This window comes from Rhodohalobacter sp. (assembly GCF_041686455.1).
Classification (GTDB): domain Bacteria; phylum Bacteroidota; class Rhodothermia; order Balneolales; family Balneolaceae; genus Rhodohalobacter.
On sequence record NZ_JAWLDW010000120.1, the window covers coordinates 1 to 7,717 of the forward strand.

Annotated in this window: 6 protein-coding genes; 5 read left to right on the plus strand and 1 reads right to left on the minus strand. The window is 43.1% G+C overall.

Annotated elements, in window-relative coordinates; genetic code table 11:
* On the minus strand, positions 1-104 hold a 104-nt coding region (locus ACESM0_RS11560; protein WP_372906370.1), incomplete at its 3' end, for a 3-hydroxyacyl-CoA dehydrogenase NAD-binding domain-containing protein.
* Positions 105-332: 228 nt separating this feature from the next.
* Here ACESM0_RS11560 and ACESM0_RS11565 point away from each other — a divergent pair.
* The 5 genes from ACESM0_RS11565 to ACESM0_RS11585 all read left to right on the plus strand — a co-directional run bounded on the left by ACESM0_RS11565 (position 333) and on the right by ACESM0_RS11585 (position 7,538).
* Complete coding sequence (locus ACESM0_RS11565; protein WP_372906365.1) at positions 333-2,789, plus strand: penicillin acylase family protein; 2,457 nt, start codon at positions 333-335, stop codon at positions 2,787-2,789.
* 50 nt (positions 2,790-2,839) lie between these two features.
* On the plus strand, positions 2,840-5,776 hold the full coding sequence (locus tag ACESM0_RS11570; RefSeq protein WP_372906366.1) for a glycoside hydrolase family 3 N-terminal domain-containing protein: 2,937 nt from the start codon (positions 2,840-2,842) through the stop codon (positions 5,774-5,776).
* Between the two features lie 12 nt (positions 5,777-5,788).
* The gene (locus ACESM0_RS11575; protein WP_372906367.1) at positions 5,789-6,472 is read left to right on the plus strand and encodes a cytidine deaminase; all 684 of its coding nucleotides are present in this window, start codon (positions 5,789-5,791) and stop codon (positions 6,470-6,472) included.
* On the plus strand, positions 6,469-7,071 hold the full coding sequence (locus ACESM0_RS11580; RefSeq protein ID WP_372906368.1) for a hypothetical protein: 603 nt from the start codon (positions 6,469-6,471) through the stop codon (positions 7,069-7,071). The genes ACESM0_RS11575 and ACESM0_RS11580 overlap by 4 nt, the downstream gene beginning before the upstream one ends.
* A 284-nt stretch (positions 7,072-7,355) precedes the next feature.
* On the plus strand, positions 7,356-7,538 hold the full coding sequence (locus ACESM0_RS11585; protein WP_372906369.1) for a histone H1: 183 nt from the start codon (positions 7,356-7,358) through the stop codon (positions 7,536-7,538).
* The last annotated feature ends 179 nt before the right edge of the window (positions 7,539-7,717 follow it).

A 7,717-nucleotide genomic window follows, 5' to 3' on the forward strand; every position in this document is an offset into this window, starting at 1 on the left:
GTCTCTACAAGGTTCACATCGTAACCGTTCATGGCAAAAATGTGACAAATACCGTTACCCATGGTTCCACCACCGATAACTGCTACTTTTTTAATCTCACTCATGGTATAGCTCCTTTTTCAGTTAATAGATTTAAAAATTGAATCGACTTTCAGAAGTAAAGTAAAGATAAGAAAAGAAGAAGCCTCCATTTTATATCAGGAGGATCTTTTATTCCAAGATCTTATATCGAACTCACTTTAAATAGCATTTCATATGGCTTTGAGAGTATGTATTTTGAACGGAATTTTCAATCTATACCGGCAAAACTTTCCAATTCTTTACAGACCACTATGAGAACATTCATAAGGATCTTGCTATTACTGTTTTTTCTGATGACCGGATTTGCCATCATAGGGATCTATTGGACGTTTTATGAACCCCTCCCCGACTACTCTGCCACTCTTTCTCTGAATGGATTAAACGATCAGGTTGATATTCACTGGGATCCATATGGAGTACCCTATATCTATGCCGAATCTGAAGAGGACTTATACTACACTGCCGGATATATCCATGCACAGGAGCGCTTGTGGCAGATGACCCTTCAACAACTGGCTGCGGAAGGTCGCTTTGCTGAATTTTTGGGTGAAGATCTGGTGGAGATGGATAAGTACCAGAGAACACTGGGATTCTGGGAAACCGCTCAGCGAATTGAAGACGAAGCATCACCGGAGATCCTTCGTCTGATTCAAAAGTATGCCGATGGCGTGAACGATTATGCGCGCGCGAACTCCCGTGACCTACCCATTGAATTCACACTGCTCGATATGGAACCGATTGAATGGACACCAACTCATACGTTTGCCGTTACACGTTTGATGGCCTGGGATCAGAATATCTACTGGTGGAGTGAACTGGCCTATGCCTATTTGGATGAAAAGCTGGAACCGAACCGACTGCAGGAACTTTTCCCAGTATATAACGACCGCTACCCCACTACATTAGATGATACCCAAAGCCGCAACGTAGCAGCTGCTATCATGCCAATGCTATCTACCGAGAAAAAACGGCGATCGTTTCTAACGATGGAGGGATCACAATGGGGAAGCAATGCCTGGGCCGTAAGCGGTGAAAAAACAGAATCGGGTCTGCCTATACTGGCCGGAGACCCGCACATGGGATTAAGCATTCCCGGTTTTTGGTTCGAAATGCACTACAATACGCCTGAACAAACCATCACCGGGGCATCCATTCCGGGAGCACCATTCATCATATTGGGTGATAACGGTGACCTGGCCTGGACCATTACAAATATGATGGCGGATGTACTCGACTTTTTTGTGGAACAAGCAGATGAGGAGGATTCAGATCGCTACATTGTAGACGGTACCGGTGATACTCCTGTAACCGAGCCTTTCCGGTATAGAAACGAATTGATTAAAGTGAAAGATGGAGATGATGTCTTGTTACGCGTTCGGCATACACAAAACGGGCCTGTCATCAGTGATCTGTATGATGATTCCGGCGATAATAATGAACTTTTAGAAGATCATTTGGTATCTATGGCCTGGACGGGTCATAAAGTGAGTCAGGAGAGTGAAGCGATATATGAAATAAACCTTGCATCCGGGATGGATCAGTTTGAAAATGCTGTACAAAAATTCAGATCTCCGGCAATGAATTTCACTTATGCTGATACCGAGGGAAATATAGCTCTATACAGTACCGGAAATCTACCCATCCGCGATTACAACCCATTGTTCTTCAGGCGTGGTGATGATCCCTCCTACCAATGGAACGGCTGGATTCCGTTTAATGAGCTTCCTCAACTGAAAAACCCTGAATCCGGGTTTGTGGCTCATGCCAACAACAAACACCATACCGATAGCTACAAACACTACATCGGCTCGTTCTGGGCCCCGCCGTCACGCATATCACGGATCACCAGGTTTTTAGAAGATGCAGATTCCCTTTCTGTCCTGGATGTGCAACAACTGCAATTTGATGCTTATTCTAATCACGCCCGGGAAATCACAGAAGAGATTCTTCCAATGCTTCGGTCTGATTCAGAGTATGATTTTTCAACCGTACTCACTTACCTCCAGAATTGGGACTACAACTATCACCCCAATTCAACCGCTGCCACAATTTTTGATTTCTTTTTTCTGAATGTCAGCCAGAATACGCTGGCAGATGATCTGGGCGAAGAGGCCTATGAAGCGCTTATCTCCCTGAACTATCTCCCGATACAGGTTATGAGCAGACTTCTTACATACGACAGCAGCTTTTTCGACAATTCGCAAACGGATGAAATTGAAAACCGTGAAGAAATAGTGCTGTTGAGCATGGCTGAAGCGGTTACGCAACTGGAAGATATGTTTGGGGATGAAACAATTAATTGGCGTTGGGAAAATGTAAACCAGATCAGCTTAAAACCACCGCTTTTTGCCGAAGCCGCGGAAGATCCGAATGCACCCGGGATTTTAAAAATGATCGTGAATAACCTAATGAGCAAAGGTCCCTACCCCGTACAGGGGAATGCCTTGACGGTAAATAAAGCACAATATGACTGGTCAGATCCATTTGAAGTGAATCTGGGACCGTCTATTCGAAGAATCGTCGACTTTTCCTCTCCCGGACGAAGTCTGTCCGTACTTCCTACCGGCCAGTCCGGCAATCCACTGTCTACTCATTATGGTGATCAAACCGATATGTGGCTGGAAGGAAGATATCGCTATATTTATCGCGACAGTACTTTTTTCCAGGAAACAAGCTATCAGACAATGCACTTGCTGCCAATGCGTTAAGCTATCAATAAACGAAACGTTATCTGCACCTTATTTGCCAATTTAAATTTATGATTTTATCAGCTAATACCGGTTATCATACTCATCGCTCAGTCTTACCTTTACTACTTTTCACATTGGTTTTGATATTTTCATCCTGCAAAACATCAGAACCGGAAACCTATCAGTCTACTGCGGAACAACCTCCGATGCCTGAACCTAATAAAGAAGTACTTGCTCCTGTTCAAACTTTAGAAGAACCCACTGATATCGATTCCCTCCTTCAAGCAATGACACTTCAGGAAAAAATTGGTCAGTTATTCGTATCACCTGCTTACGGACGTTTTACAAACAATAAAGACCCACAGTATCTGCGACTGAAGCGATTGATTGAAAACTACCACCTTGGCGGGATCATATTCATGCAAGGGGATGTTTATGGCCAGGCGATGCTGACCAATAAACTACAAGATCACTCAAAAATTCCCCTCTGGATTGCCCAGGATATGGAATTTGGCGCGGCGATGAGAATTAGTGGCACAACCCGGATCACCCCTGCTATGGGAGTTGCGGCTACGGCCGATGCTTCGAATGCTTACCTGAAAGGAAAAATTACTGCCAGGGAAGCCAAAGCTATGGGCGTGAACCAGATTTTTGCACCTGTGTTGGATGTAAACAATAATCCCGAAAATCCCGTTATCAATGTTCGCTCCTTTTCTGCCGACCCTGATATGGTTTCGTTCTTTGGACAGTATATGATTGACGGAATTGAAAGCGAAGGTGTTATGGCAACTGCAAAACACTTTCCGGGTCACGGTGATACGGATGTTGACTCCCATCTCGCACTGCCGGTGATTTATCACAATTTTTCCCGGATCGATTCCTTGGAATTGAGGCCTTTCAGGGAAACCATCAACAATGGCTTAAGAAGTGTAATGAGTGCTCATATAGCCTATCCCAACATCAGCCGAAACGGAGATCTGCCCGGCACGATGGATGAATCTATTCTCAACGATATATTAATCGACTCACTTGGATTCCAAGGCCTTATTGTAACGGACGGTTTGGAGATGAAAGGAATTGCCGATAACTACTCCCCCGGCAAAGCGGTGATATATGCCTTAAAAGCAGGTGTAGACATGATGCTCATCAGCCCGGATGAAATGGCGGCCATAAACGAACTGGAACTGGCTGTTCAGCGAGGTGAACTTTCGGAAGAAAGAATAGATCGATCAGTCCGTAAAGTTTTACAGCTTAAAAAGGAACATGGTGCTTTTGAAAAACCAAAAGTGGAATTGCAGAATTTAAGCAGATCTATCAACACACCGGTTTATCAAAATATTGCAGATCGTATCGCCCGAAATTCAGTGACTATTTTGAAAGATTCAAAAGATATTTTTCCAATTCGGGAAGTGGATCACCTGAATATACTGGCGGTTTCCTTGGCAGATGATGAATCTGGATCTACGGGTAGTTCTTTTGCCCGTGAACTAAGGAAGTATCATGGAAATGTTGATTTTCATGTTCTTGATCGAAGGACAAGCCTGGAAGAAAAAAATAAAATTCTTAATGCTGCAGACAAAGCAGATCTGATATTGATCGGCTCCTTCATCATTGTTCGTTCCAATCAGCCGATTCAGGTTCAACCCGAACAGCTTCAGTTATTGAGACAGATTATCAGCAGGCCAGTTCCCTCAGCTTTGATAGCTTTTGGAAATCCATATGTGGTTCGGGATCTGCCAAGCGCAGATGCACACGTGATGGCTTGGTCATCCAACAGCAATCAGGTTCGCCAGACCGTACCTGCACTATTTGGGGCGTCGGAGGTTGCCGGAAAATTACCGATCAATATTCCGGGCATGTATGCCATTGGCGATGGGATGGAATTCAATCAGTCTAACATAAGATTTGATACTCCAGAGTCTGCCGGGTTGAGTACTGAAAAACTGCTTGAACTGGATATGGTAATGCAGGAAGCTATTAATGACTCCGTTTTTCCAGGTGGCGTTGTAGCCGTGATGAGAAAAGGCGTGATGGTTTGGCAGCAGGGATACGGCTATCACGATTATGATAAAACCCGAAAAGTAGCAAACGACGATGTTTACGATCTCGCATCTCTGACCAAAGTGGTTGCGACCACAACATCGATTATGAAACTGGTAGATGATAGGCGATTAGACGTGCAAGACCGGGTTTCAAAATATATCCCCGAATTTGATACTGATAATAAACGGGAAATTACAATCGATCAGCTTTTAACTCACACATCCGGACTGCCGGCGTTTCAAGTCTATGTGGATGAATTACAAACCCGCAAAGAGATTGTTAGTGCTGTTCGCAACGAGCCTTTGGTCAATAATCCCGGTGAGGAGTATGTGTACAGTGACCTGGGATTTATACTGCTTGCCGAAATCGTTGAAGAAGTTTCCGGGCTCCGGGTTGATCAATATGTACGAAATAACTTTTTCTATCCTATGGGAATGAAATCCAGCTTTTTCAATCCAAAAAAAACCGGGCGGTGGATTAGCAATCGAATCCCAGCAACAGAAATAGACACTACTTATCGAGACGGCTTGGTTCAGGCTGAAGTGCACGATGAGCGCGCCTGGTTTATGGACGGTGTTGCGGGTCATGCAGGACTATTTTCTTCTGCTGATGATCTCTCAAAGCTTGCATACTTGCTGCTGAACGATGGAAAGTTTGGAGGCAGAGAATATCTAAAGCCGGAAACCATTAAAACGTTTACAGAGCGCCGATCCGCTATCAATCAAAGAGCCTATGGATATGATCGGAAAAGTGAAGGATTTAGTACCGCAGGAGAGCTGGCAGGCCCAAACTCATTTGGACATACCGGATTTACCGGAACCAGTTTCTGGATCGATCCTGACGAAGAAATTGCTATCATTATATTAACGAATCGTGTTCATCCGTCTCGGACATACGGAAGTACAATCAGCAGAGTCCGTGCAAAAATTGCCGACACCGTCATGCAGTCAATTGAACACTAAATATATCCAGTTATGAACAGTTATGCGCCCTACTCCGAATTAGAAGAGTATTGCCTGGTTGAAGGCAGTTCGGGTTTATTCTATCCGGGAACGAGAATTGAGAATATCTCTTTTCCACTTACGATTTCCGCTGTTCGTGCTGCAATTTGCAGTTGTCTGGCTAACAATGACCGTCCGATATCGATTTTTCAGAACGAACCGGTTTCAGAACTGCTCAATTTTTGGAAAGAAGAGTATAACATTAAAAGAATAGACACACTTCCGGATTCTCCCGAACTTTTTGATCCTTTGATCACGGCTGAAATCGACGTGATGTCCACACTTCACGATTTGACTAAATATAGCGTTACACCCCATTCCGATTTTCAGGTTACGGCACTTTTGGAAACCGAGATGGGTTATATTACCGGTGTGAATATTGAAGTGAGTGCCTGGAGCCTCGGGCTCTGTGCAGAACGTACAGCCATTAGCAGGGCCATAACAGCCGGCTACGGCGACAAACTCCGCCGAATGCACATCTATGCTCCAAAAGGAGACTTCATCAGCCCATGCGGGTCATGCCGTCAGGTACTGGCAGACATTATGCCAAGACAGCAAGTTGTTCTGCATCACAGAAACGAAACCTCATCCACACATTTTGTAAAAGATCTGCTTCCTTACGGATTTACAAGCAGTTCATTAAAACGAAAGAAATGAATTTTTTAGCAGTTTTAGATTACGATCATCTAGATAACGGTATGTTTTTAACCGCATTTGCCAGGTCACTGGCACAAAAAAAAGAGAGCGGTATAATAATTCACAGCGACAGTGAGTATACCGACCGCCTTATTCAAACCGGAATGATGCGGGAAGATGCAAGACTAAGAGCCATCAAGGATTTAAACCACCGATTGATCGCACTTTTTGCAGATCAGGGTGTCTCCACCATTGGCGTGAACGGCCATCAAAAATCTTTGATTCAGTTGAAAGGCGATCAGATTCGAATTAATCAGGATCAGGTTCGACGGTTTCCATCGCAGCCGATGCTGCTGATTTCAGGACTGGCAGAAGAGCTCTCAGGCAATTCTCCCAAGGCACTTTCTTTACCTGACATGGCGCTGTCATTTCAGAAGAGTTTTGATCTTGAAAACATCATCTTGTTTAGCACAGATGAGAGCTCTTCATTTATTAAGGGCGATTTTCCCCAGGATATTATTCCGGCTGAAAAAGATCAGTCATTTTTAGAAAAACATGTGCCCGAGAGTTTTAGAACCTTCAATTATAAAGTTCAGTTAAATACACCTGATACGTTTTAAAATTTCAAATCATTCATTCTTAGTTAGATTTATTTTATGTCAGTACATGGATTTGTCTAAATCAAGATCCATGATTTCAAATTATTTGAATCTCCATTTTATTGAGATCAAATGAAGAGGAAACATTGTTTAAAATTTGACCTTGAATAATTAGAAAATGGGTTTAATTGTAAATAAAACGGAAAATTTCAGTTTTTTATTTGCCCATTTACCCACGGTTACATAGTTTTGTAGCGAATTCTAGCAATAATTTGCATTAACGTTAACTAACTAAAGGAGTTATAATGAGCAGAATTGAACAAGTGAAAAATATGATTGCCGAATTGGAAGACGACATGAACAAGTTTTATGAGAAGGGAAATAAAGCAGCCGGTACAAGAGCGCGTAAGCAATTGCAAGAGCTCAAAAAAGTTTCTCAGGAAATCCGTCTTGAAATTCAGGACATGAAGAATTCGGGCAAGGTTTAAAAAGTCTTATTTAAACATTTTAAAGCCGCTTTTTTGGAGCGGCTTTTTTTATTTAAAAAAAGTTCAAAAACTTTTAAACATCGCTTGACATAGGTTACATCAAGCCCTTATATTTGTGCCCGTTCAACGCAATTAAATGTGTTGAATAACTGTCATTCCTCGGTAGCTCAGTGGCAGAG

Bases quoted from the DNA above. Each gene is read 5' to 3' on its own strand.
- ACESM0_RS11575 (WP_372906367.1), top strand. From the start codon at position 5,789: ATGAACAGTTATGCGCCCTACTCCGAATTAGAAGAGTATTGCCTGGTT.
- ACESM0_RS11565 (WP_372906365.1), top strand. From the start codon at position 333: ATGAGAACATTCATAAGGATCTTGCTATTACTGTTTTTTCTGATGACC.
- ACESM0_RS11585 (WP_372906369.1), top strand. From the start codon at position 7,356: ATGAGCAGAATTGAACAAGTGAAAAATATGATTGCCGAATTGGAAGAC.
- ACESM0_RS11570 (WP_372906366.1), top strand. From the start codon at position 2,840: ATGATTTTATCAGCTAATACCGGTTATCATACTCATCGCTCAGTCTTA.
- ACESM0_RS11580 (WP_372906368.1), top strand. From the start codon at position 6,469: ATGAATTTTTTAGCAGTTTTAGATTACGATCATCTAGATAACGGTATG.